Origin of the sequence: Cerasicoccus maritimus (genome assembly GCA_031296935.1) — a bacterium.
Lineage (GTDB): Bacteria > Verrucomicrobiota > Verrucomicrobiia > Opitutales > Cerasicoccaceae > Cerasicoccus > Cerasicoccus maritimus.
In genome coordinates this window covers 1-22,687 of record JAVDPD010000036.1, presented here as the reverse complement: position 1 = coordinate 22,687, position 22,687 = coordinate 1, and the positions used below count along the sequence as shown (strand labels likewise).

At 55.8% G+C, this 22,687-nt stretch carries 18 protein-coding genes; 12 read left to right on the top strand and 6 right to left on the bottom strand.

What is annotated here, in order from left to right:
• The first annotated feature begins 31 nt into the window (after positions 1-31).
• From RBB62_RS18320 to RBB62_RS18285, 8 genes are all read left to right on the top strand, one after another.
• Positions 32-571 (top strand): exosortase-associated EpsI family protein, encoded by a 540-nt coding sequence (locus tag RBB62_RS18320; RefSeq protein ID WP_309400698.1) that lies wholly within the window; start codon positions 32-34, stop codon positions 569-571.
• Positions 562-2,070: a hypothetical protein gene (locus RBB62_RS18315; protein WP_309400696.1), complete on the top strand. Its 1,509-nt coding sequence runs from the start codon at positions 562-564 to the stop codon at positions 2,068-2,070. Before RBB62_RS18320 ends, RBB62_RS18315 begins: the two co-directional genes overlap by 10 nt.
• A 29-nt stretch (positions 2,071-2,099) precedes the next feature.
• Positions 2,100-3,425 carry a glycosyltransferase family 4 protein gene (locus RBB62_RS18310; RefSeq protein WP_309400694.1) on the top strand — a complete coding sequence of 442 codons (1,326 nt, stop codon included), beginning with the start codon at positions 2,100-2,102 and terminating at the stop codon, positions 3,423-3,425.
• A complete protein-coding gene (locus RBB62_RS18305) occupies positions 3,422-4,561 on the top strand; it encodes a glycosyltransferase (RefSeq protein ID WP_309400693.1) in 1,140 nt (379 codons plus the stop codon). The genes RBB62_RS18310 and RBB62_RS18305 overlap by 4 nt, the downstream gene beginning before the upstream one ends.
• A 39-nt stretch (positions 4,562-4,600) precedes the next feature.
• Entirely contained in the window at positions 4,601-6,568 is a 1,968-nt protein-coding gene (locus RBB62_RS18300; RefSeq protein WP_309400692.1) for a GumC domain-containing protein, read from the top strand.
• Complete coding sequence (locus tag RBB62_RS18295) at positions 6,565-7,539, top strand: polysaccharide biosynthesis/export family protein (RefSeq protein ID WP_309400690.1); 975 nt, start codon at positions 6,565-6,567, stop codon at positions 7,537-7,539. The genes RBB62_RS18300 and RBB62_RS18295 overlap by 4 nt, the downstream gene beginning before the upstream one ends.
• A 32-nt stretch (positions 7,540-7,571) precedes the next feature.
• Positions 7,572-8,663 (top strand): polysaccharide biosynthesis/export family protein, encoded by a 1,092-nt coding sequence (locus RBB62_RS18290; protein ID WP_309400689.1) that lies wholly within the window; start codon positions 7,572-7,574, stop codon positions 8,661-8,663.
• A gap of 734 nt (positions 8,664-9,397) precedes the next feature.
• Positions 9,398-10,363 carry an acetylxylan esterase gene (locus RBB62_RS18285; RefSeq protein WP_309400687.1) on the top strand — a complete coding sequence of 322 codons (966 nt, stop codon included), beginning with the start codon at positions 9,398-9,400 and terminating at the stop codon, positions 10,361-10,363.
• Positions 10,364-10,369: 6 nt separating this feature from the next.
• On the opposite strand, the gene RBB62_RS18280 is transcribed toward RBB62_RS18285, so the two are convergent.
• The 6 genes from RBB62_RS18280 to RBB62_RS18255 all read right to left on the bottom strand — a co-directional run bounded on the left by RBB62_RS18280 (position 10,370) and on the right by RBB62_RS18255 (position 16,796).
• Complete coding sequence (locus tag RBB62_RS18280; protein ID WP_309400685.1) at positions 10,370-11,110, bottom strand: class I SAM-dependent methyltransferase; 741 nt, start codon at positions 11,108-11,110, stop codon at positions 10,370-10,372.
• A gap of 76 nt (positions 11,111-11,186) precedes the next feature.
• Positions 11,187-11,762 (bottom strand): peptide deformylase, encoded by a 576-nt coding sequence (locus RBB62_RS18275; protein ID WP_309400684.1) that lies wholly within the window; start codon positions 11,760-11,762, stop codon positions 11,187-11,189.
• Between the two features lie 30 nt (positions 11,763-11,792).
• Positions 11,793-12,167 carry a four helix bundle protein gene (locus RBB62_RS18270; protein WP_309400683.1) on the bottom strand — a complete coding sequence of 125 codons (375 nt, stop codon included), beginning with the start codon at positions 12,165-12,167 and terminating at the stop codon, positions 11,793-11,795.
• Between the two features lie 48 nt (positions 12,168-12,215).
• Positions 12,216-14,321: a methyl-accepting chemotaxis protein gene (locus tag RBB62_RS18265; RefSeq protein ID WP_309400682.1), complete on the bottom strand. Its 2,106-nt coding sequence runs from the start codon at positions 14,319-14,321 to the stop codon at positions 12,216-12,218.
• Positions 14,318-15,622, bottom strand: coding sequence for an urea ABC transporter substrate-binding protein (locus RBB62_RS18260; protein WP_309400681.1), 1,305 nt, complete (start codon positions 15,620-15,622; stop codon positions 14,318-14,320). The genes RBB62_RS18265 and RBB62_RS18260 overlap by 4 nt, the downstream gene beginning before the upstream one ends.
• A 58-nt stretch (positions 15,623-15,680) precedes the next feature.
• Positions 15,681-16,796 carry an ATP-binding protein gene (locus RBB62_RS18255; RefSeq protein WP_309400680.1) on the bottom strand — a complete coding sequence of 372 codons (1,116 nt, stop codon included), beginning with the start codon at positions 16,794-16,796 and terminating at the stop codon, positions 15,681-15,683.
• 361 nt (positions 16,797-17,157) lie between these two features.
• On the opposite strand from RBB62_RS18255, the gene RBB62_RS18250 reads away from it, so the two are divergent.
• From RBB62_RS18250 to ruvB, 4 genes are all read left to right on the top strand, one after another.
• Positions 17,158-18,465: a hypothetical protein gene (locus RBB62_RS18250; protein WP_309400678.1), complete on the top strand. Its 1,308-nt coding sequence runs from the start codon at positions 17,158-17,160 to the stop codon at positions 18,463-18,465.
• 154 nt (positions 18,466-18,619) lie between these two features.
• Positions 18,620-19,924 (top strand): UDP-N-acetylglucosamine 1-carboxyvinyltransferase, encoded by a 1,305-nt coding sequence (murA, locus tag RBB62_RS18245; RefSeq protein WP_309400677.1) that lies wholly within the window; start codon positions 18,620-18,622, stop codon positions 19,922-19,924.
• Positions 19,925-19,945: 21 nt separating this feature from the next.
• Complete coding sequence (locus RBB62_RS18240) at positions 19,946-21,238, top strand: hypothetical protein (RefSeq protein ID WP_309400676.1); 1,293 nt, start codon at positions 19,946-19,948, stop codon at positions 21,236-21,238.
• Positions 21,239-21,306: 68 nt separating this feature from the next.
• The gene (gene ruvB / locus RBB62_RS18235) at positions 21,307-22,350 is read left to right on the top strand and encodes a Holliday junction branch migration DNA helicase RuvB (protein ID WP_309400674.1); all 1,044 of its coding nucleotides are present in this window, start codon (positions 21,307-21,309) and stop codon (positions 22,348-22,350) included.
• Positions 22,351-22,687: the final 337 nt, after the last annotated feature.

The window sequence follows — 22,687 nt, the reverse complement described above, 5'->3', positions numbered from 1 at the left end:
GCTTTGGGCTGTCTGTGGGCTGACGCTCTTGATGACGCTTATTGTCGAGTTTGCGCCGCAGCGGGATGCTGTCCAGCAATTGCTCAGTATCCCTTCCAACGGTCCGCTTTTTAAGTCACAGGAAACGCCCTTGACGGACCAGGAACGTGAGTTACTCGGGGAGGCCTCTGCGATTAAAAAGATCGTGTTGCCCCGAGGTGGAGCGCCATTTTTATTTTCAGCAATTGACGGCACGCGTAACCGGCATGCAGTTCATGATCCTCGCTACTGCTTCGTAGGCGCGGGGTGGCGTATTGTGAGTGAGCAGACCCTGCCCAGCACAAACGGCGACATGCAGGCGCTGACTTTGGAGCGGGATGGCGAACAGCGCTACGCACTGTATTGGTTTAGCACGCCCGATGGTTGGTTTGTATCGCCCATGAAGTATTGGACGAAGGCCACTTGGCGTCGTCTGTCATTCGGTGCGGGAGGAGATGAACCAATACTGATTGTCGTGCAATCACTAGCTGACCAACCGCTTAGTGATGAGCGGACGCGCAAAGTTTTCGAGGGGCTGGATCCATGGAGGTAGTCAAGCTGCTGATTAAAGTGGCGGTTATCCTCGCTGGGATGAGTTTTATTCCACTTGTAGTTGCCTATCTGGCGAATCAAGGGAAGTGGTGGCGTCGACTGATTTTGATGGTCATGGCGTTGTTAATGGTGCGCCCACCGGGCAATTTTACCCTCATGCTTTACTCGATTGACTGGTATCGCGGGCACACGAAAGGCTTCGAGTTTAATATGCTGTGGATGGTCGGAATGGGCTTGATCATTGCAGCGGTTGCCAGAGGGAAAAAACCGGTTTTTCGGTTACCCGGCGTATTGGTTTACCTGCTCTACATTGCAGCGGGTTGTTTATCTTTACTGACGGCCTTCGAGCCGCTTTACGGACTGATGGCGGCCTTTAAGTTTGCAATGGTAATCCTCATTGCGATGGGAGTTTGCCTCACGCTGGAGGATGAGGAAGATGTGTTATGGATGCTGTATGCTTTTGCGGGCGCTTTGGTGATTAATGTGCTTGTTTGTATCAAAATGCGCTATTTGGAGGGGCGCTACCAGATTCCAGCATGGTTCGAACATCAGAACCCAATGGCGATGTGGTGTTACTTCGTGTCCTTGCCGTTGCTGGCGGTTTCGCTGGCGAAAGATATCAAGTTTCGCAGTTCGTTGTGGCTTTTTATTGGCTTTGGCGCGGCTGGGTTAAGCATTGTTTTTTCAGTGTCGCGTGCGTCTTTGGCGGCGATCGGGATGGGCTCCATTTGCTTGCTTGGCGCGAGCTTCTTACGGGGCATTACGCCAAAGCGAATGGGCGTGCTTTTGCTAATGGGATCGGCAGGGGGGATCGTGTTGTTGCTGGCAATGGATACCCTGGTCAATCGCTTTGAATCGTCGGAAGATACGGGGCCGGAAAATGACCTGCGTTGGATTTTGAATCAACAGTCCAAAGCCATGCTCGAAGATTCGTTTGTGGGGATTGGTTGGAATAGCTTTGGCGTGGCCAACAGTCGTCCCCAAGGCGAAAAATACAGCAAACTCCTGGAAGCTTGGAACGCCAATCGCGGGCATACCATTGTGGCTGAGCATTACTACGCCAATCCATTGACGGAAAGCCACTACTGGCTGATCTTAGCGGAGACCGGATACTTGGCTATTGGCGCATTTATATTATTTGAATTGACGACGATCTATTGGTGTGTGCGCGGGGTGTGGCACTACCGCAAGTCGATGTTGGGCTTTCTATGTCTGGGAATAGGCGCCGCATTTGCGATTACCTATTTACACAGTAATCTCGAACGCGTGCTAACGCAGACCAAGAACCTGACGACCTGGATGCTGATGGTCGGCATTCTTATGCGCATTGAGCTATGGCGTCGACAGGGCTATCAGCCAGCGACCTGGGATGGAAAACGCCGGGCTGAGCCGAGTGTATCCGTCGGCGGTCAGCAACCACATGCCCCCCAAAGGCGACGTCCGCGCTTCTTGAATTTGCCTCACGAGGACGCGGATTTTTCTCGAAAAAACGCTCCATGAAAATTATTTTGTTTGGATAGGAAAAACGAATGCCTGAATTAAAACAGCCCCGCGTGCTTGTCATTGCGGAAGCCGCCAATCCGCGGCTGACCAGTGTTGCGTTGATCGGCTATTCACTGACGCACGCGTTGCTGGACGTGGTGGATTTGGAATTGGCGACTGAGCTGCGCAACAAGGATTCCATTTTAGAAGCAGGTTTTCCACCCGAGCGACTCTTACCGGTAGACAACCGCCGTATGCAGGGCATGGCGTTTAAAGTCGCAAAGTTTCTGCGCGGCGGCGAGTCGCTCGGTTGGACCATTTATTCCGCTTTTTATAATGTCGCTTATCCGGTGTTTGAGCGAAAGTTGTGGCGTCAGTTAGAGCCTCGGCTCAAGGGCGGTGAGTTCGATCTTGTGCATCGCGTGACTCCGCTGAGCCCGACAACTGCGAGTCCCATAGCTAAGCGGCTGAAGGCCATCGGCGTGCCATTGGTGATTGGCCCAATGAATGGTGGAGTTCCTTGGCCGGCGGGGTTTGATGCGATTCGTCGGCAGGAAAAAGAATGGCTCAGCTATGTGCGTGGGCTCTATAAATATACACCTGGATTGCAAGGAACGCGGGATCGAGCATCCGCTTTGCTTCTGGCTTCGGGGCACACCTACCGAGAGGTGGTAAGCACCAGCGAGCGACACGCAAAAGCAATCTATTTGCCGGAAAATGCGATCGACCCGGATCGCTTCCCATTGGACTCTGTGCAGCGTGATCCGAGCAAGAAACTGCGGCTCGCATTTGTTGGGCGTCTGGTGCCTTACAAAGGGGCGGTGACTTTGCTTGAGGCGGCGTTGCCGTTGTTGAAGTCTGGCTGCGCGCAGTTGGACATCATCGGAGATGGCGCCGAGATGGGACGCTTGCGGGCAATGGTTGCTGAGCATCATGTGGAGGAAGTCGTCCAACTGCCTGGATGGATTGCACATGAGCAATTGCATGCACGGCTTCGGCAGTCCGATGTCTTTGCCTTTCCTAGTGTGCGTGAGTTTGGCGGTGGCGTGGTGCTTGAAGCGATGGCGCTTGGGCTGGCGCCGGTCATTGCAGATTACGCTGGGCCAACTGAACTGCTGCCCGATGATTGTGGTTGGCGTGTGCCTTTTGACTCCATGGATACTCTACGCGCGGGCTTCGCGCAGCAGTTGGAAAAATTAGCCAATGATCCTGCGAGTGTCCAAGCGGCCGGCGAACGCGCATTCAAATTTGCGCGTGCGAATTTCACTTGGCCTGCGAAAGCGCAGCAGATTCGCCAAGTGTATGACTGGGTGCTCAAGCGTGGACCGCGGCCTGAGTTTAATTTCGCGTTTAAACCGGAGGGTGAAGCATGAAACACGTCTTGTTTTACGACGACAATCCAGACTTTGGCGGCCATCAGTTTATGGCCATGCGCGGAGTCGCTGCGGCTAATCGCTGCTCGAAGTTTCGAACAACGTTTGTGCTCAATCCCCAAAACGAACGCCTTCTGGCGCACACGGATGTCATTCAGCAGGAAGGCGGAAAGCTGACGGTGCATCATTCTCCGACAGTCACAAAGAAATTCCAGGCGCTTCGCAATCATGTGAGCGGCAAATCGCTTGATGATTTGGTTCGCTTGTTCAACGCCTTGAAGCCCGACTTAGTAGTGTGCCTTCAAGGTGAGATTGAAGATAGCTCATTAGCTTTGTTGGCGGCGCGCAAGGCTGGGTGCCGCGTGATGAGCTACATACCGGTTGCACACACGATGCAGCAGATGGGCGCGAAGCTGGGAGCCTTACGCGACCGGACCACCGGATACTTGTTTCGCACACCAGATTGTTGGATGACGATTAGCCAATGCATTGCAGATATGCTACGCATGCGAGGCGCCACAGCTCCCATTCACATCGTCGAAAACGGCATCGACACCATGCGCTTTGTTCCGCGCGATGGCACCGCGTTGAGAAGGGAGCAAGGCTTGCCGGAAGGGCTACTGTTTGGCGTATGTGGACGGGTGGAGTTTAACCAAAAGCAGCAGGATTTTTTGATTCGCGCCATGAGTCGCTGGTCAGAGGAGTTGGCGCAGGCGCATTTATTGGTGGTGGGTGATGGCCCGGACTACGAGCGGCTGAAGGACATCATTGCAGAAGTTGGATTAAGGGATCGCATTAGCTTGCGTGCCTGGGAGCAACGGCCCGAGATGCTGTATCCGACCTTGGATTGCTTGATCATTCCCTCTCGCTTTGAAGGTTTCCCGTTGGTGATGTTAGAAGCCGCCGCGTGTGGCATCCCAATTGTGGGATCGGACAACGACGGTATGCATGATTTTTTGCCGACTCCCTGGCGCTTTGCTCAAGGCGATGAATCCGGCCTTGTTCGCGCGTTGCAGGCGGCCATTAACCAGCCTGAAGATCAGGTGGCCCGACAGCGTCAAACCGTTTTGGAAAACCATACACTTCAACAATTTGAGGATCGATTTGTGGAAGCCTTGCTGCAAGAATTGCCTTGAACGAATACAGCGATAGGAATACACCTTAATTGATCTGATATGAGTGAAATCCCCAGGGATCAGAAGCCAGTTGCTGGGCCTAGTGCGGAGAAGTCCGGCGCGGTGGATGCTGGTTTCCAGTTCCCTCTGGGCTTTGATCCGCTGCGATGGGTCTACGCGCTGATCACCCGCATCTATTGGCCAATTGGGTTGGCGCTGGTGCTCGCAGTTGGTGGTTTTTTTATTGGCTCAATTTGGAACGCGCAGGAATATTCAGTTTCACTCCAATTGATAAAAAAACCGGTGCCATCAGTCATCAAAGCGGGAGAGCAGGGTGATGCGTTTCGCCCGCGCCAGCTGAACGACCGCAGCCTACGTTCCACTTTATTGGCTAACGAATCCATTTACAAAACTGCGACTTCACTGGGTATCGACCCAGACGAACTCAAGGGAATGGTGGAGATTGAGCAGCTCGAAGGAACGGATTTTTTCTACATTACGGTGCATAGTTCCGAGAGTGGAGAAGCCGCAATTGAAACTGTCGAACTGTGGGCGGATGAAATTCTCCATTATACGATTGGATTACAGCGCAGAGAATCTTTGGCCATGCGCGAATTACTGGAGGAGGAGAGTAATGAACTGGCGCAGGATCTCGAAAGCGTGAACCAGCGACTGCTCAATTTTTCCACAGACAATGATTACCTGGATGGAGACAAGCAATTGGAGGCGTCCTTGCGCGCACTGGCAGGGCTGGAGCTGTCGTTGGAAGACGCGCGAATTTTGCTCTCAGCCAAAACCGAGCAACTGAAATCTTTGACGCAGGAGTTGCAGGCCTTGAGTCCAATTTCAGACCAGCTGAAGTCCTCACAGGAGCAGCTTTCCAAGTTGCGCGGGCGTTACACTGACTCTAATCCGCTGGTGAAAGAAAAGCTCTACGAGATTCAATACCTGGAGGAGAAGCTGAAGGAAGAAGCGGAAACGCCAGGAGATGATCTGCGTCGTTACACTGGCACTCCGCTAGGCAATCAGCTCTACTTGGAAATCGTGCAAGCGCGCAACCAGCGGCTTCAGTTGGAGCAGCGTACTACGGAATACAAACGACTGCTGGAAGAGCAGCGTGCGAAATTACAGCATTTGCCGCGACAGATTTTGAGATACAGTGAGCTGCTCCAGCAGCGAGATCAACTTCGCAAAGCATATGAGCTGCTCAACAGTCGTTTGCAGGAGGCAAGGATCTTTGCGGAAAATGCCCCGGGCTATTGGGAGATTTTTCAAAAGCCATCGCTTGGTGATGTACACATGGCGGTTAAGCGACAGAAGGCTATGCTCCTAGGTGCCGCTGGTTTTGCTGGCGGCGCTTTTCTCGGGGTCTTCCTTAGTTTGTTGCTGGAGCTTCGTCGCCCCAGCCCAAAATTTCCATTGGCTTATGCCATTGCCGCCAAGGCTTTGCCGGTGCTGGATTTACCGGCGACGAAGCCAGATACTTGGCGCGGACACCTCAATGCGTTTTGGCTGACAGATTTAATTCGTCTCCAGAGGGATGGCTACTTGGTTATCGTGACCACGCATGCGGGATCGAACGCAGAACTGCCATTTTGGAAAACGCTGTTTGAAATGGCCGACGCTGACGAAACTCCGTTAAAAGTGCTCGATCTTAGCCAGCAGCAGGGAGACCTCGGCACCGCTCCAGGACAATTACAGCATTGGCGAAATCTGGAGGATTGGCGCGCCTGGGCGAAGGAGCATTTAATGAATGGTCCAGTGATGCTTCGACTTCACGGTGATCCGTATCCGGCTATCCTTCCGATCTTGGATCAGGTCGGACATTGGCTTTGTCTCGTGGATCAAGATTGTCCGCTGGGCGGCTTGAAAAAGGGCCTGAAGCTCTACGCCAATACGCTTCAGCAGCCTGATGGATTAATTTTGGTGCGCGACCCGGCGCCGAATCCCATTGCAGCTGGATGCGAGTCCGTAGGCTTGCTGCTTGGTTCCCTCTTGCGCAAGAAATCTGCTCCTAATCCCTCATGATGCGTTTGCTCTCGATTGTCGGCATCCTGGCTTTCCCGCTATTTGCGTTGGCGCAAATTAGCGGCAATGGCGCCAGTGATGACGTGGACGAGACTTCATGGCGCGTGCGTTATGAGCTGGGGCCAGGCGATGTGATTAATTTTGCCTTTTATGGCCGTCCTGAGCTGGATCGACCCGGCATTCGCATTGCGCCGGATGGCACGGTTAGCTACTTGCAAGCGACTAATGTCGACGTGAATGGCCTGACGATTGATGAAGCCCGTTTGGCATTTGAAAAAAAACTCGCGAACAACTTTCGTAATCCGCGTGTGATCATTACACCGGAAGAGGTGGGTAGCAAACGCTATTCAATCATGGGTAAAGTCATGAAGCGTGGAGTGTTCACGCTTGATCGTCCACTTACTTTGGTGGAAGCAGTGGCGCGCGCAGGAGGTGTTGAGGTCGGTCTTTTCGAGCATAACACCATTGAGCTGGCGGACATGGAGCGTTCGTTTGTAGTTCGTGGGAATCAGCGCTTGGAGGTGAATTTTCAAAAACTATTCCTCGAAGGCGATATGCAGCAGAATATCGGCATTGAGCCCAACGATTACATCTACATCGCCAGCAATGTGACCAATGAATACTATGTGTTCGGCGCGGTAGGGCAGCCCGGCGTGCAGAGCTTCACGCCCAACGCCACCGTAGTCACTGCCTTGACGCGCCGACTGGGCTATGCGCCCAAAGCCTGGATGGGCCGGGTAATCGTGGTGCGCGGTAGCTTGACTGATCCACAGGTGTTCGAAGTCGATGTTGCCGACATCTTACAAGGAAAGACGAAAGATTTTCGCTTGGAGCCCAAGGACATTGTGTACGTCGCCGAGCGCCCAACTGCCGAGTTGGAAGAGCTGACGGATCTAGCGATCCGCGCCTTTATTACCAGCGCCGCCGTGAGCTTGGTGAATACCCATACGCCGCACATTATTAATCCCTGATGCTTCGACTTTGCCTGACAGTTTTTTCCTTCGTGGCGCTCCTTTTTTTGGCCGGTTGCCTCCAGGCGCCAGAGCCTACTTTCGACGCCTATGCCCCAACGCTGAAGGTTGAGGAGACTACGGAATTTGAGTCGATTGAACCGGATATGAAGATCACACCGGAAATGCTGGAGCCATCAACGGCGGCTTATCGGCTGGGGCCTGGAGATATACTTGAAATTGAAGTCGCCGAAATTCCCGGGACGCTGGCGCGGACATTTATCATGCCCGATGGAATGGTTTACTATAACCTCGCAGGCGGCGTCAAAGCCGAGGGCTTGACTGTGCAGGGGTTGAGTGATGCTTTGGCGCAAGAGTTGTCCCGCGATTATGCGGAACCAGTGGTCAATATCACCCTGGTGGAAGTGAAGAGTCGTCGCTACTGGATGCTGGGCCGGGTGTATAATCCGGGGCTATACCCGCTGCGCCAGCCAACTACCTTGATCGAGTCGATTGCGATGGCGGGCGGGTTATTCAGTGCGCGCTTTTCTGGTTCGACTGAAGAGTTGGCTGATTTGGGGCACAGCATTGTGATTCGCGATGGCGAGGTGCTGCCGGTTGATTTTACCAAACTCATCCGTGATGGCGATATGACTCAGAATATTTACCTACAGCATAACGATTACATATACCTGCCTTCTGCTCAGGCAAGTTCGGTGTTGCTGCTGGGCCGGGTCAACCAGCCAAAGGCTGTTTCCTATAAAGACGGTCTGACTTTGACTGAATGCATCGCGTACGGCTTGGGACCTGCACAAAAGGCGTATTTATCTCAGGTGGTCATTGTACGAGGCTCCCTGCGTGAGCCACAGGTCGCAGTGGTCGATTTTCATGCAATTATGACCGGGCAGGCGCCAGACGTTCGGTTGGAGCCATCGGATATCGTTTGGATTCCGCAAAACCCGTGGGCAACCGCCTATGATTACCTGAAGCAAGTCGTGCGCAGCGCGGCGCAGGCTATTGCGATTAATGAAGGTTCACGGGTTGCCGGACTCGATACGGGTGCATCTGTCTCGGTGCCAGTTGGAGCAGCTTCTGCTACGGCGGCACCACAACCAGTTGCTCAGCCGGCTGCTGGGGTTGAGTAGGCCTAGAGAGCACTTTTCATCTAAGTTGGCTGATCAGGCCGCAGTGATTTTTCGTGTCCAGCAAGGCGGCTTGAGCGTAGCGCACTGGAAGTGCGTGAGTGAAAAGCCAACGAAGCTGACACGGAAAAGCGCTCGGTTAAAGGCTTGGGGCCAGATTGGAAGGTCGCGGCGTTGGCATTTCAATCACGGGCTTCCAGAGTCGTGTCAGCAACGTTTATTACATAAACGCTGAACCTCACCCAGGATTAGATCTGCGTCAGCCAGGAAAAACCTATCTTCGTAGGTCGCACGAAGACGCGTTGTGGACCTGTGGTGGCTCTTTACCGCACAGACCACCGCTGATCAAATGGGTCTGCTCATCCCAGTCCTGCAGAGCCACCATATAATTGGTCACGCCCCTCGACGCCAGTTGCGGGTCGAGCCGGTAACCCCAAGGGCCCGCCTTCTAGGAAGTATAGACCTGCTCGGCCTCACTCTGCTGCTTGCTGACATAGCGAAGAAACGCTCCCGCGAGCAGAAGCGCTACGTAGCTATTAGCGTGAACATCGTTGCCGGGATTGACGGAGAGGTATTGTTTTTGCTATATCATTGGTTGCCTGCTTGAGCAAGTGCTGGACCCGGTAACTACATGTTATCTTTAGAATGCTCTTATGATTGACCTTCGTAGGGGCAATTTTGGTTTGCGACACGTGTGAGATGGGCTAGGTCTTGAATTTTCTCGAACCTATAGACTTATGCCAGCATTTGATTACCCACTCGATAAACTGAAAACTTACATGGGCCAAAACCCGTGCCCGTCGGATTTCGACGCTTACTGGGAAGAGGCCCTGGAGGAGATGCACGCTATCGACGCCCAACCCGAGCGCGTGAAAGCCGACTTCAAAACTCCCTTTGCGGACTGCTACGATCTGTTTTGGAACGGTGTTGGCGGCGCCCGTGTGCACGCCAAGCTCGTCATCCCGAAGGAGGTTCCCGAGGGCTGCTGCCCGGCGGTTTGCATGTTTCATGGCTACAGCGCGTGGTGCGGTGAGTGGACAAATTTGCTGACTATGGCGGCCTCTGGTTTCGTGGTGGCGTCGCTGGATTGCCGCGGCCAGGCCGGGGATTCTCAGGAAGTGGTTTCGGCGACCTTGAGCACCTTTAAGGGACACATCATCCGTGGTCTGCGCGATGACCCGAAGGACTTAGCCTTCCGCGCGATGTTCCTGGACACCGCGCAAATGGCGGGCCTCGTGATGGACATGCCGGAAGTCGACGCGACACGCGTAGCCTCGCAGGGCGGCAGCCAGGGTGGGGCGCTTTCGCTGGCTTGCGCCGCGCTCGAGCCGCGCATTGCCAAGGTGATTTCGCAGTTTCCGTTTTTGTCCGACTACTACCGTGTGTGGCAGATGGACCTCGCCGAGAACGCCTATGCCGAGCTGCGCGATTTCTTCCGCTGGAGCGATCCGCTGCATGAGCGCGAAGAGGAAATCTTCACCTGGCTGGGCTACATCGACGTGAAAAACCTTGCCCCGCGCATCAAGGGCGACGTGCTCATGGCCATCACGCTGATGGACAAAATCTGCCCGCCGTCCACGCAGTTTGCTGCGTATAACAATATCCATGCGCCCAAGAAGCACCTGATCTACCACGATCACGGCCACGAAGGTCTGCCGCATTGGACGGACCACGTTTACCGCTTCTTGAGCGACTGGATGTAGGACCAGCTAGCGGCCGATGATTGGCTTGATGCCGCCAAAGGCCGCGAAGCAGGAGTTTTTATGCAGGATGTCCACCGGGCGGAAGCCCACGTGGTGCATTAGCTCGATCTGGTAGGTGACGGAGCGCGGGGAGTCCTCTTTGTCGATGTAGGCAAAGACTTGCTCCGCGTAGTGGGCGCCGCCGAGGCCGGTTAAATACTCGCCATAGCGGCGCCACATGAGCTCGTGCACCTGGCCGGATTCGTGGGCGACGAGATCGGTGATCCAAAAGGAGCCGCCGGGCCGCAGTAGGTGGAAAATCATCTCGAAGGCCGCTTCCCAATCGGCGTCGTCGCGCAGGTGGTGCAGCACGGCGGCGGCGATAACCACATCGAAGCTGTTCGTGGGGAACGCGATGTCGCGGAAGTCGCCTTGGTAGGCGGTCACGACACCAGAGTTTTCCGCCTGTATGCGGTCTTCTGCGCGTTCGAGCATGGGCAGGCTCAGGTCGCAAATATCGCAGTCAAAATCCTGCCCGTATTCTCGGCGTAGCTTGATGGTGTTGTTCGCGGCGCCGCAGCCGATATCGAGCACGCGGCGGATGGTGGGCGTGGCGGCAATGGCGGCCTGGGTGATGAGGTCCATCGCCAGAGGCGCGTCAATGGTCGCCGCTTGCCCGGTTTCGAGGTTGGAGAAACGCTCGACGTCCGCATCGAAGCGGGCGCGTATATCGTCCAGTGAGGACTTCTCATGCAGTGGCGTGGCCATGCAGATTATGATACTACTTAAGAGCGTTTCGTCAATGCCATCTGACTGAGGAAATTAGACAGGCTGCTCCGCCGTCTTAGCCGTATTTCTTGAGCCAATCGCGGGTGGCGCGCTTGAGCTTTTTGATCCGCGTTTGCAGTGGGCGGAGCGTTTGCGGCGTCATGTGATCGACGAAAAGCACGCCTTGCAGGTGGTCGTTTTCGTGGAGGATGACGCGGGCAAAAAGGCCGTCACACTTGACGAAGTGGGGGTTGCCCTCGACGTCCTGGAATTTCATTTCGACGTAGGTGTCGCGGACGACTTCGCCGCGAATGCCGGGGAAGGAGAGGCAGCCTTCTTCGTAGGGGGCCTTGGGCTCCTTGGTGGTGATCTCCGGGTTCACGACGACGAGCGGCATGATGAGATCGAGCGGCGGGGTCTTGCCATCGAACTCGTAAAAGAAATCCACTGGTCGGTCGCCGAGCTGCATATCCATGACGAAGATTTGCTTGGCCACGTTGACTTGTTGCGCGGCCAGGCCGATGCCTTCCTCGTCATACATGGTGTCGAGCATGTTGCTCGCGAACTCTTTCAGCTCATCGTTAAACTCGGTGACGGGGGCTCCCTTTTCACGGAGGATCGGTTCGCCAAACTGTGTTACTCTTAAGATCAAAGTGTTGAAGTGTTGAGGTGGGGAAGTGCTTTAGCTACGGTTGGCTTTCGACTTTTCGAGGTAACGGAGAAATCCGCCGATTAAGTTGGCGCTGGTTACCGATAGGTCGTGTAGGCGTTGAAACGTTCCAGCATCAATGTAGTTGGCGTCGAGTAAAGTATATAACTGCGAGCGAAATTCATAGGCAGAGCCCTGGGATATGCGCAGAAAGCGGATCAACTCAGCGCGACTATTGCGTCCATATCCCTCTGCGATGTTTGAGCCAATTGAAACTGCGGAGCGCCGAATTTGATCGCGAAGTCCAAAGTCGCTGGCGAGTGCTTCGTCTTGGCAAAGCAAATATATCTGCTTCGTTAACTCGCGCGCAGCTTGCCAAGCCTGAATGTCCTCAAACTTGTCGATCATAGCCATAGTTACTCAACTTCAACACCTCCCCACTTCAGTACTTCAACACTAAGTCTGAAATCTCGTGATTTCAGACCGGAGCACATCGGCGCTGCGCTTGAGGTTCATGATCATACGGTTGGTTTCGCGGACAGCGTTGGCGGTCTGCTGGGCCGAGGAGCTCAGCTGGCCCATTGCCTCGTTGATCTGGCTGGCACCTTCGGCTTGGCTTTCCATGCCTTCGAGGATCTGGTCAAAGCGTGGGGGCAGCCCCTGGACCTGCTGAATGACGTCCGTCAGGCGGCCGCTAATGTCGATGATTTCGGTGACGCTGCCATCGACCTTGCGGGCGAAGCCGCCCATGTTTTTAACGCCGGTTTGCACGGCGGCGAGCATGTCTTGCACGCTCTGCTCGATCTCCAAAGTGGACGAGGCTGCCTGATCCGCTAGGCGGCGAATTTCGGTTGCGACGACAGAAAAACCGCGGCCATGCACGCCGGCTTTCTTGGCTTCGATGGCGGCATTGAGCGAGAGCAAATTCGTTTGGTCGGCTACCTTGGTCATTGTGGCAATGACACTGGTAATCGCGTAGGCGCGCTCATTGATGAGGTTGAGCTGCTGGGCTACATCGTCGTTGGCGGCCCCGAGTTCCTTCATCGAGGATTGCAGCGCCACGAGCACATCCAGTCCGGACTCTGCCTTGAGCGCGGTGCTCTGCGTGACCTCGTTGACCTGCTTCATCGTTTCGGCCAACTCGCGTGTCGTGGTGGAAATTTGCTTGGCCGTCGCGTTGACTTCGACCGATGCGGTGCCCGTCTGTTCGGCCGCAGAGACCTGCTGTTGCGCGGAAGAATTCAGGTGCGTGGAGACGCTGCTGATCTCTTCCGCCGTCACCTTCACCTTGCCGACGAGTGACTTCAAATTCGTGGCCATAGTCTGCGCAGCGGCGGAGAGCTGGCCGATTTCGTTGCTCGTCTTGCATTTAACTTCGGCGGTCAAGTCCCCCTCGGCGAGTCTATGAGCTGCGTCAGTCAGATTGGCGATGGGATTGGTGATCCCACGCGACATCAGCAATGAGGCAATCAGCACAACGAGCAGTGTAAAGCCAGCGACGAAGACCGAGGCTTGTAGCAGTTGAGTTACGGGGCCAAAGACCTCTTCGCGGTCTACTTTGAGCACGAGGCCAAGGCGGAGGTTGGGCAAGTAATCCCAGATCGCGACCACTTCTTTTCCGCGGTAATCCACATCCAAGGCGCCGCCGCTCATGCCGCGAACTGCGCGTTGTGATGGGTTGAGCGGTTCTCCTTTTGCTGGTTCAAAGTCTGTGATTTTTTTAAAGGCGGCAGTATTTTCATTGCGCAATTTGTTGAGTGCCACGATATCTTCGCCGCGTTTGGCCAGGAAGATGACTTCGCCGGTTTCTCCAAGGCCTGCGGTGTCATCGATCACGGACAATAGCTTGTCATTGCGTGGGGCTAAGGCTACGGCGCCCAGGAGTATGCCATCTTCTAATACGGGAGTTGTGATGAAGAGCGAAGCATTACCGGTGGGAGGAAATATGTCGAAGTCGCCGGCTTGCGGGCTCATTAGTCGGATAGCGCTTTCGAAGGATTGTGCCAGCTCATAGCCGCTATTTTTCGCGTCTCGGAGGTCGCGGCTTTCTGCTGGGAGCGCGGGGTCGCTGTAGACAACGACTCCCTGATTGTTGATCAGAATTATTTGCTCAAAGCCGAGCTTACTGCGGAAATCACGGACGATCGGACGGGCAAATTCCTCTACCTCACGATAGGTGGTGTTGGACTCGATGTCGGGCAAGTCGTCTTTGGTGATTTCGCTCAGATACAGCAGGCTGTATTGGATTGCAGGGCTGTCGGCGACGAGGCCCACGATGTTCTCCACCTCTTCCAAGTAGCCACGAATTTCCTCTAGCTCCAGCTTGGCGATGGACGCCAAGTAGGAGCCTTCGGTGCTGAGTAACGCATCACGGGCCACCAAGTATTGCACCACACTCACGATCACCAGGGGCGCCATGGCAATCGTTAAAAAGTAGATCATGATTTGCCGGAAGAGACGGCGTCCAGTCAGTGGCTTCTTCTCCACCTCTTGCGGGGGCTTGGTCACTCCTTTATTTCGACGCTGCGTCAGCAGCGTGTGGCTGGGGTGGTCGCTGCTCATTGCTTGGGGGCGCTCCACTCGCCATTCCAGCCTTGCTTGAGCATGGCTAGGTATTCATCCCAGGCTTCCATTGGTCGAAACATCGGGTAGGGGGCCGGTCGCACGGGGGCGTCGCTTTCCCATTCGAGACCGAATTGGCCATCACTCTGGATTACGCCGATGCGAGCAGTTTTATAGAGGTGCTGGTTTTGTGGATCGATAAACACCATGCCGCCGGGCGCATGGAAACTACGGTTGCCAATGTGCTCGCGAACGACTTCCGGCCGAGTAGCGGCGATGTCGATCCAATCTTTGTTGTCACTGGCGTTTCGAACGGCCTCTGCCCACAGGTAAACGCCGCTATAGGCCGCATCAATTGGATCAGACGTGACACTGTCGTTACCGTAGGCTTGCTGAAATTTTCGCACAAACTCGCGGTTCTCGCGAGTCGGTACGGACTGAAAGTAATTCCACGCTGCGTAATCGCCAACGAGCAACTGCTTTTCCATGCCCATGCTTTTCAGTAGATTTTCGTCGATGCTAAACGAAATGGCAGGTGTGGTTTGCGGCGTGACTCCAGCTTCCCGCAATGCGCGGAAAAAGGGGCCGTTGGCGTCACCGTTAATGGTGTTCAGGATAAAGTCTGGCTTGGTGTCGACAATCTCCTGCGCAATCTCCTTGAGCTGCTCGGCAAACACTGCCTCGTCTTCTTCGGCTCCGAGTATTAGGTAGCGCTCGCCTACTACTTCACCGCCGAGAGCCTTAAGCTGGTCTTTGATGACTTCATTTGCCGTGCGGGGAAAGACATAGTCTGAGCCGATCAAGTAGAAGCTCTTTGCACCCTTGTCTTTCATTGCCCAGTAAACGGCGGGAATGATTTGCTGATTCGGCGCGGCTCCGGTATAGACGACGTTGGGCGAGCTTTCTGCGCCTTCATATTGGACTGGGTAAAAGAGCAGACCTTCCTCGGCTTGAAGCACCGGAATCATTGCTTTGCGGCTTGCGGAAGTCCAGCCTCCAAAAATTACGGCTACGTCTTCTTCGTCCAGCAGATCGCCGGCGTGCTGTGCAAACACGCGTTCCTTGGATTGCCCATCGCGGATGACGGGCTCCAACTTGATGCCGGGCAGGTAATTGTTGGCGTTGATCTCGTCAATGGCCAGTTGGACGGCGTCGATGACTGGACGCTCGGAGTTGGCCATCGTGCCGGTTGCCGAATGCAAAATACCGACTTTCACTGTCTGTTCCTTGCGCTGCTCGCCACAGCCAACCAGCAACAGTAGGGCGAGCATCAGCCAACTAAGCAGTGTAGAGCGAGTCATCGGTAGCAATCATTTGGCATCGTCGCCTAGCCATCAACTCAAAAGACGCAGCCTGTGATTAGCTGGGTTGTTGGGCATGGGGTTGGACGAGCGGTAGGCGGATGGTGAAAGTAGTCCCCACGCCAGTTTCGGTAACGAAATCGATCTCACCGTGGTGTGCCTCCACTATGGACTTGGCAATTGCCGAGCCTAGACCGGTGCCGCGACTTTTGCCGTATGTGATGAAGGGCGTCCAGAAATTGTTGCGAATTTGCTCGGGGATGCCGTTGCCGTTGTCCGCAATTACGATACGAATGTGGTCGCCTTCGTTGGCGGCCTTGATCGTAATGTTTGAGTCTGGAGTTTCGCCCAGGGCATCGACTGCGTTGCCCACGATGTTTTGCAACACGCGCAGGAGCTTATTCTTCTCGCCTTCGAATTCTGCATCGGAGACATCGAGCTCGATCGTTAGATTTTCTTTGGCAAAGGAAGGTTCGTTGAGGTCCTTGAATACATCAATTAAGTTGCGTAAATTGACGCGATCAATGATCAGCTTTTGCTCGCCGCGGGAAAACTCGGACAGCTCGTTGGCCATCTCGACCATGCGGTCGACCTGTGCAGCGATGTTGTTGCAGATTTTGATGGTCTTGGGGTCTTCACTGTGGCGGGTCTGGAGCATTTGGGCACCGAGGCCAATTAGCGTGAAGGGGTTTTTGAAGTCGTGGATGATACTGTTCACCATGGTGCCGACGAGGCTCATTTTCTCCTGCTGGAGCATGTCGTCGAGGTAGTGACGCGTCGTCTGGTGTAGGTGGTTGACGATACTGCCAAGGATTTGCTCGATCGGGCCGGGGGTGCGCTTAATGAACGTCAGCAGGTCTTCACGGTAGACTTTGGCGATGCTGACTTCGCCCTGGGCAATGGCGCTCAGGGAACGCGGGGCGCCAGTGAAGATGCCGATCTCGCCAAAAAAGTTGCCCGGTTTGGTGGTGGAAATAATGCGGCGTTGTTTGTCTGGAGTTTCGGCGGCGAAGGCCACGATGCCGTCCAGGACGAGGCAGAGGCTATCCGAGGGACTGCCTTCGAGGAAGATCACGTCCCCGTCCTGATAATGATCGACGTCTGCCTGGTCGACCAGTTGCATGACGCTCTCTTGGTCAGAATTTCTGAAAAACGGATGATCGTTTAGCTGCATGCGGGCGCAAAGTTACGACGTAACGGACGGGATTTGTCGGAAATTCATATTCCACACTCTAGGGCGTTCGCATGGCAGGTCTAGCCCAAAAAGCCGCTACTACCGCATAATGAGGAACTTCTGTTGCTCGAACGGGTCTTAATGGCGTCAGATAGCGCACGCTTGATCACTGCTGCCCGTTGGCGCACTCTATGCTCCGGTTTTTGCTTGAATGATCACGAGTTTACGCTATCTCAGGAGTCTTTTGGGAAAGTCGGATTTGCATTGCCGACAAAGAGCTCTTGCCTTCCCACCGAATTTGGCGCGGCGCCACTAACTCACTCATCGGCGGCCGGCCAACGAACACCCACCAAACGAAGTAATGCCTTCATTCGAACACAGTAATTCGCAGCCTAAGGCGCGAGAGGACGATCATTTTCGTCCTGGCGAAGAGGCGTCCAACCAAGACGAATCCGCCGAAGAACAAGCCAAGCAAGCTGGTCTAGGGCAGGAAGCCCTCTCATGGGGAGACCTCGCCAAAGAACCGGAACCGGAGCCCGAACCCGAGCCCGTTCAGGAAAAACCAGCCGAAAGCCAACCAATCGAAGCCGTAGAATCCGACCTGGGAGAAGAATCCCTGGACGATTTTGACATGTCTGGCTTTGACATCGCGGCGGAAGCCGCTACCGAAACCGTCGCCGAAGCTCATGCCGAGGCCACGACTGCCGACGAAGAACCCGTCAAGGAAGAACCCGTTAGCGAGGCGCCTGCCGCCGAGGCCCCCAAGCCTCAGCGCATCGACGACAGCGATCTGCCCAATCCCGGCCCTGCGCTGCTGCAAAATCGCCCGAGCATGGCCAGCCAAGGCGCTGGCCGTAAGCGCAACCGCCCGGAAACCGGTTCAGGCAAGTCCAATCTGCCCGCGGGTCACCCCGGTTTGGTCGAAACTCCAGAAGCTTTTGAAGAAAAGCTGAGCGGTCGTTTCGCCGAAGGTAAGCCCGAGCGCAAGCCACGCAAGCGGTCGGAAAAGCCTGCCAAGGTTGAAAAGACGGAAGCCGCTGAAGGCGCGACGGACGAAGCCGCCAAGGCCAAGCCCGCCGCTGAAGGCGCGACCGGCGAAGAGCCGACCAAGCCCAAGCGCAAGCGTCGCCGCAAGAAGAAGTCTGGTGATGGCGAAGGCCGTCAGCCAGACGGTGAGCAACGCCAAGGGCAGGGTGGCAACAAGCCACGCTCCGAAGGCGGGAAGCCGCGTGAGCAGCGTCAGTCCGGCGGTAAGGACAAGGCCCAGCAAAAACCGCGTGCGGCCAAGCCGGCACCAGCCCCCGAGCCCAAGGGCTTCATGGACAAGGTGAAAAAGTTCTTTGGCAGCCTTTTCGGCGCTCCGACTCCGACCGAGCAACCCAAGAAGCGCGAAAGCCAAAGCCGCGAAGACAAGCCCAAGGGCGATCGTCCGCGCGGCAAGGGTGGCCAAGGTCGTGGCAAGGGCGGCCAGGGGCGCGGTCAAGGCAACCGCGGTGGCCAGAATCGCCAAGGGGGTCAAAATCGTGGCCAGGGCGGCAATCGTCCGGAAGGCCAGGATGGTGATCGCCCGAAGCGCCGTCGCGGCAAGCGCGGCGGTAAGAACCGTCGCCAGGGCAATCGCCAGGGCGAAGGTCGCGAAAATAAGCCTTCCGCTCAAGAGAACTCTTAAGGCACCAGCCAATCATTTATCAGCGTCGTCCCTTCGTGGGGACGGCGCTTTTTTTGCGCCAACTCATATAATGCATTGAACCCACGGCGCGCTTTACTTTTGGTTTAAGCCGTGGCTGCCGCGATGAGCGCGTCGGTCGCTGTGTTGATTACCCATGGATGTATTTCGAATTAACGGGGGCCGCCCCCTGCGTGGTGAGGTGACCGTAAGTGGCGCCAAGAATGCCTGCCTACCAATTTTTGCTGCGACGCTGCTGACCGGGGAAACCTGCGTCATCGAGAACGTGCCGGACTTGTCTGACCTCCGCTTCATGGCGGAAATCATTGAAAACCTCGGCGCCAAAGTGGAGCGCCCCGACAAAAATACCTGGCGCATCACCGCCGCCAATATTACCCACCGCGCCCCTTACGAACTCGTGCGCCGCATGCGCGCCAGCGTTTGTTTGCTCGGTCCGCTCGTTGCCCGTCTGAAGAAGGCCGAGGTCTCGCTGCCCGGTGGTTGTGTGATTGGCCCGCGCCCGATCGACCTGCACCTCAAGGGCTTATCGAAGCTCAATTGCGAAGTCGACGTCAACTCAGGCTATGTCCACGTGGACGCGAAAAACGCCCGCGGCGGGCACGTCTTCCTTGGTGGTCGTCATGGGAGCACAGTCACCGGGACTGCGAATATTTTGATGGCCGCAGTGCTCACGCCTGGCGTGACGCGCATTGAGTCTGCCGCTTGCGAACCGGAAGTCGTCGACCTCTGCAAAATGCTTATTTCTATGGGTGCCGATATTCAGGGCGTCGGCAGCCATTGCCTCACCATTGAAGGTGTGGACCGCCTCAAGGGCACGACTTACCGCGTGATCGACGACCGTATCGAAGCGGGCACCTACCTGATTGCGGGTGCCATGCTCGATGCGGACATTACGGTCAATGGCGCGCATGCCGAAGACCTCTCTGCTCTGCTCGACAAGCTCGAAGAAGCTGGGGCCAACTTTTCCATTGAGCTGGGTGGCCGCATTCGCATTCAAGGCAAGCCCGGCACATTGACCCCGGTCGATGTAATAACCTTGCCGCACCCCGGATACCCGACGGATTTGCAAGCCCAGATGTGCACACTGATGAGCGTTACACCCGGACTCTCGATTATCACTGAGCGCGTTTACCCGAACCGCTTCATGCACGTGCCTGAGCTGCAACGCATGGGCGCAGACATCGCGATCGAGGGCGCGAGCGCGATCGTTAAAGGCCGCCGCAACCCGCTCTCCGGTGCGCCCGTTATGGCGAGTGACCTCCGGGCGAGCGCGGCGCTCATCCTGGCCGCGATGGCCGCCGAAGGCGAAACCTGGGTGCAGCGAATTTACCACCTCGACCGCGGCTACGACGGCTTTGAGAAGAAGCTCCAGGCCTTGGGCGCGGACATTGAGCGCCTCAAGCAGGACGTGATGCCGAAGGATTTGTCGGGCGAAGGTTAACCCATCCGCGCCGCCTGAGCCATGCCCCGATTCCTGCAATGCCTGTTGTTTGCCTGGTTCACGCTGGGTGCCTCGGGTTTGTCTGTGGCAAAGACCACTTCCCTCGATTTGCCGCTGGTCATGGACCTCGTAGAAGGCTGGTCAGCGGAATCGTTTGCCGGGCTGGCGAATTACTTTGATTTGCGGAAGGATCCCGGCTCGGCGGGGCTGATGATCAAAGTGGAGCGAAATCATCCGATGGCGGAAGCAGATATCTCGCTGGCCTTGGATCAATTTGTGCGGCTTACGGTGCAGAATGCTAAAGACTCCGGTGCGCCCACCCCGGGAGACCCGGAGTTTATTCCTATCATTGGCAAGTTTTATCAGGGGCAGGCGGTGATGGTTCCGGTGAACCTTGATCTGGGGTTTTATTCTGCACGGATCATTTTAACCGATGGCCGCCAATCGCTGGACTGCAACTTTCACGGCAAAGGCGGGGAGTGGTCCGAGGCCGAAACGATGCTATTGTCCATTCGCCGCAATGCCTGGAATCAACTGGGTCCGGCGACAGTATTGGCCGAGAAGAACGACGGTGATGGCCGTGTGGCGGTGATGTTTTCCCGCATCGCTGACGATGGCCGCGTGACGTATCACTTGTCCGTCGTTAAAGAAGACAGCGACCCAACCTGGACGAATGGAAATGTGTTGATCCTCGATGCGCCCATCATGGATTTCGAATGGGGCAAGGCGCGACAACTCCAAGTGAAAACGCCGGACGGTGCGCAAGTGTTTTATCGGAATGGATTCCCCATGCAAGCCGACGCCATCGTGAAATTTGCGAACCGGCCGATGACGAAGGTTCTCGAAGCAGAGGAGAAGACGACTCCGCAGGCCATGACTTTTCAGGCCGAGCCGCCCTGGCAATGGGAATACGTGGATGAAGAGGACGGCCGCTACCTCTTTGGCACCTTGAGCGATTCGAAGGCAACGATGACGGTGCACCCGCAAATTGCTGGCCTGACCAAAAGCGAAGGCAGCGCCCAATTGCAGCTAGATATGTTTGCGGAAGCTTTTCCCCGTGGCATTGAACGCAACTTGGATACGCCAATGGAAGTGCTCGAAATCTTGCCTTACGACTTCGAGGGTGACGCCTTTCATGGCCGAATGATGCTCGCAACGATCCGCGCGAAGAAGGACGGCAGCGTGTTTTGCGTTGGTTATTTTTACCTGACCGATGGCGTGGATATCTACATGGGCCAATACAACGGCCCGAAAGAAATGGCCGCTGCCGCCCGCGAAATTCTGGGCAGCGCGCAGCCGTACCAGCCGGAGTAATGACGCATTGGACGCAGATGCTTGGGAAAAAACTTCCGTTTCCGCCGCGATGTCTTTAACTGCTCACCATGCCCGACGATGCTAAAGGAACGGATTATCTCTCGCAGGTGCTGGAAACGCCGGAGTCCGCCGTGGAGAAAGCGCTGCGACCACTGAGTTTTGCGGACTTTAGCGGGCAGGGCAAAACCAAGGAACGGCTTGAGGTGATGGTCGGCGCGGCAAAGTCACGCGGCGAACCGCTCAACCACATCTTGCTCCACGGCCCGCCCGGGCTCGGCAAGACCACCCTCGCGCATATCCTCGCCAACGAGATGGAGGCCGACATCAAGCTGACCAGTGGCCCAGTCATCGATAAGGCGGGTGACCTTGCCGGCTTGCTCACCAGTTTGCAGGAGGGGGACATTCTCTTCATCGACGAAATCCACCGCATCCCCAAGAGCGTCGAGGAGTATCTTTACTCGGCGATGGAGGACTACCGCATCGACATCATGATCGATCAGGGGCCCAACGCGCGCAGCGTCCGTCTGTCGATTCCGCGCTTCACGCTCGTCGGCGCCACCACCCGCACCGGTCTGCTGACCGCGCCGCTGCGCAGCCGCTTCACGCTGCAAACCCGCCTCGATTATTACAACCGCGATACGCTCGAAAAAATCGTCCGCCGAAGCTGCAAACTGCTGGGCGTGCCAATCAACAATGAAGGCGCTGCCGAGGTCGCCGGACGCGCCCGCGGCACCCCGCGCATCGCGAACAATTTGATCAACTTCGCCCGCGACTATGCGCAGCAGCGCGCCGATGGCGAGATCACGGGCCCCGTTGCCTCGAAGGCGCTGGAGCTCCTGGAAATAGATCGCAACGGCCTCGACGAAATGGACAAGCGTATCTTACGTCTGATGGCGGAAAACTACCGCGGTGGCCCGGTAGGTCTCGGGACGGTGGGTGTTGCTGTTGGCGAAGAGCAGCATACACTGGAGGAAGTGCACGAACCTTATTTGATCCAAGAGGGTTACATTGCGCGGACTCCGCAAGGTCGCGTTCTCACGCCGAAGGCTTGGAGCACTATTGGTCTGAAGCCAGAGAATCCAGGGGGGCAGAGTTCTCTGTTTGAAGGTTGATTCTTCGAGTTGTGGATGCCGGCGCGAGGCGTCCATAGGGCAGAGCGGGGACCATTCGCGCCTTGTCCCAATTATTTTGCATTTGGCATGCTATAATTTTGTGTTCTTGAACGGGCACACGATTTATGGGCACCGATGTGATTCGGCTACGTGTCAATGAGTTATGAATGACTGAATGGGTAGGTTGGTGCAGGGGGGCGCTTGCCGCTACCTGGAGGTGTGGATTTGGCAAAGCAGGCTCTAGAGATAACATGAAGTTGCCGGGTCCAGCACTTGCTCAACCCGGCAACTGATGATAGATCAAAAACAATACCTGGCCGTTAAGCTCGGCATCGAT

What these genes read in the sequence shown, in the direction of transcription:
- RBB62_RS18260 (WP_309400681.1), bottom strand. Translation starts at nt 15,622, where the DNA reads ATGACTCGCTCTACACTGCTTAGTTGGCTGATGCTCGCCCTACTGTTG.
- RBB62_RS18270 (WP_309400683.1), bottom strand. Translation starts at nt 12,167, where the DNA reads ATGATCGACAAGTTTGAGGACATTCAGGCTTGGCAAGCTGCGCGCGAG.
- RBB62_RS18315 (WP_309400696.1), top strand. Translation starts at nt 562, where the DNA reads ATGGAGGTAGTCAAGCTGCTGATTAAAGTGGCGGTTATCCTCGCTGGG.
- RBB62_RS18300 (WP_309400692.1), top strand. Translation starts at nt 4,601, where the DNA reads ATGAGTGAAATCCCCAGGGATCAGAAGCCAGTTGCTGGGCCTAGTGCG.
- RBB62_RS18240 (WP_309400676.1), top strand. Translation starts at nt 19,946, where the DNA reads ATGCCCCGATTCCTGCAATGCCTGTTGTTTGCCTGGTTCACGCTGGGT.
- RBB62_RS18285 (WP_309400687.1), top strand. Translation starts at nt 9,398, where the DNA reads ATGCCAGCATTTGATTACCCACTCGATAAACTGAAAACTTACATGGGC.
- RBB62_RS18310 (WP_309400694.1), top strand. Translation starts at nt 2,100, where the DNA reads ATGCCTGAATTAAAACAGCCCCGCGTGCTTGTCATTGCGGAAGCCGCC.
- RBB62_RS18250 (WP_309400678.1), top strand. Translation starts at nt 17,158, where the DNA reads ATGCCTTCATTCGAACACAGTAATTCGCAGCCTAAGGCGCGAGAGGAC.
- RBB62_RS18255 (WP_309400680.1), bottom strand. Translation starts at nt 16,796, where the DNA reads ATGCAGCTAAACGATCATCCGTTTTTCAGAAATTCTGACCAAGAGAGC.
- RBB62_RS18280 (WP_309400685.1), bottom strand. Translation starts at nt 11,110, where the DNA reads ATGGCCACGCCACTGCATGAGAAGTCCTCACTGGACGATATACGCGCC.
- RBB62_RS18305 (WP_309400693.1), top strand. Translation starts at nt 3,422, where the DNA reads ATGAAACACGTCTTGTTTTACGACGACAATCCAGACTTTGGCGGCCAT.
- RBB62_RS18295 (WP_309400690.1), top strand. Translation starts at nt 6,565, where the DNA reads ATGATGCGTTTGCTCTCGATTGTCGGCATCCTGGCTTTCCCGCTATTT.
- RBB62_RS18320 (WP_309400698.1), top strand. Translation starts at nt 32, where the DNA reads ATGACGCTTATTGTCGAGTTTGCGCCGCAGCGGGATGCTGTCCAGCAA.
- murA (WP_309400677.1), top strand. Translation starts at nt 18,620, where the DNA reads ATGGATGTATTTCGAATTAACGGGGGCCGCCCCCTGCGTGGTGAGGTG.
- ruvB (WP_309400674.1), top strand. Translation starts at nt 21,307, where the DNA reads ATGCCCGACGATGCTAAAGGAACGGATTATCTCTCGCAGGTGCTGGAA.
- RBB62_RS18265 (WP_309400682.1), bottom strand. Translation starts at nt 14,321, where the DNA reads ATGAGCAGCGACCACCCCAGCCACACGCTGCTGACGCAGCGTCGAAAT.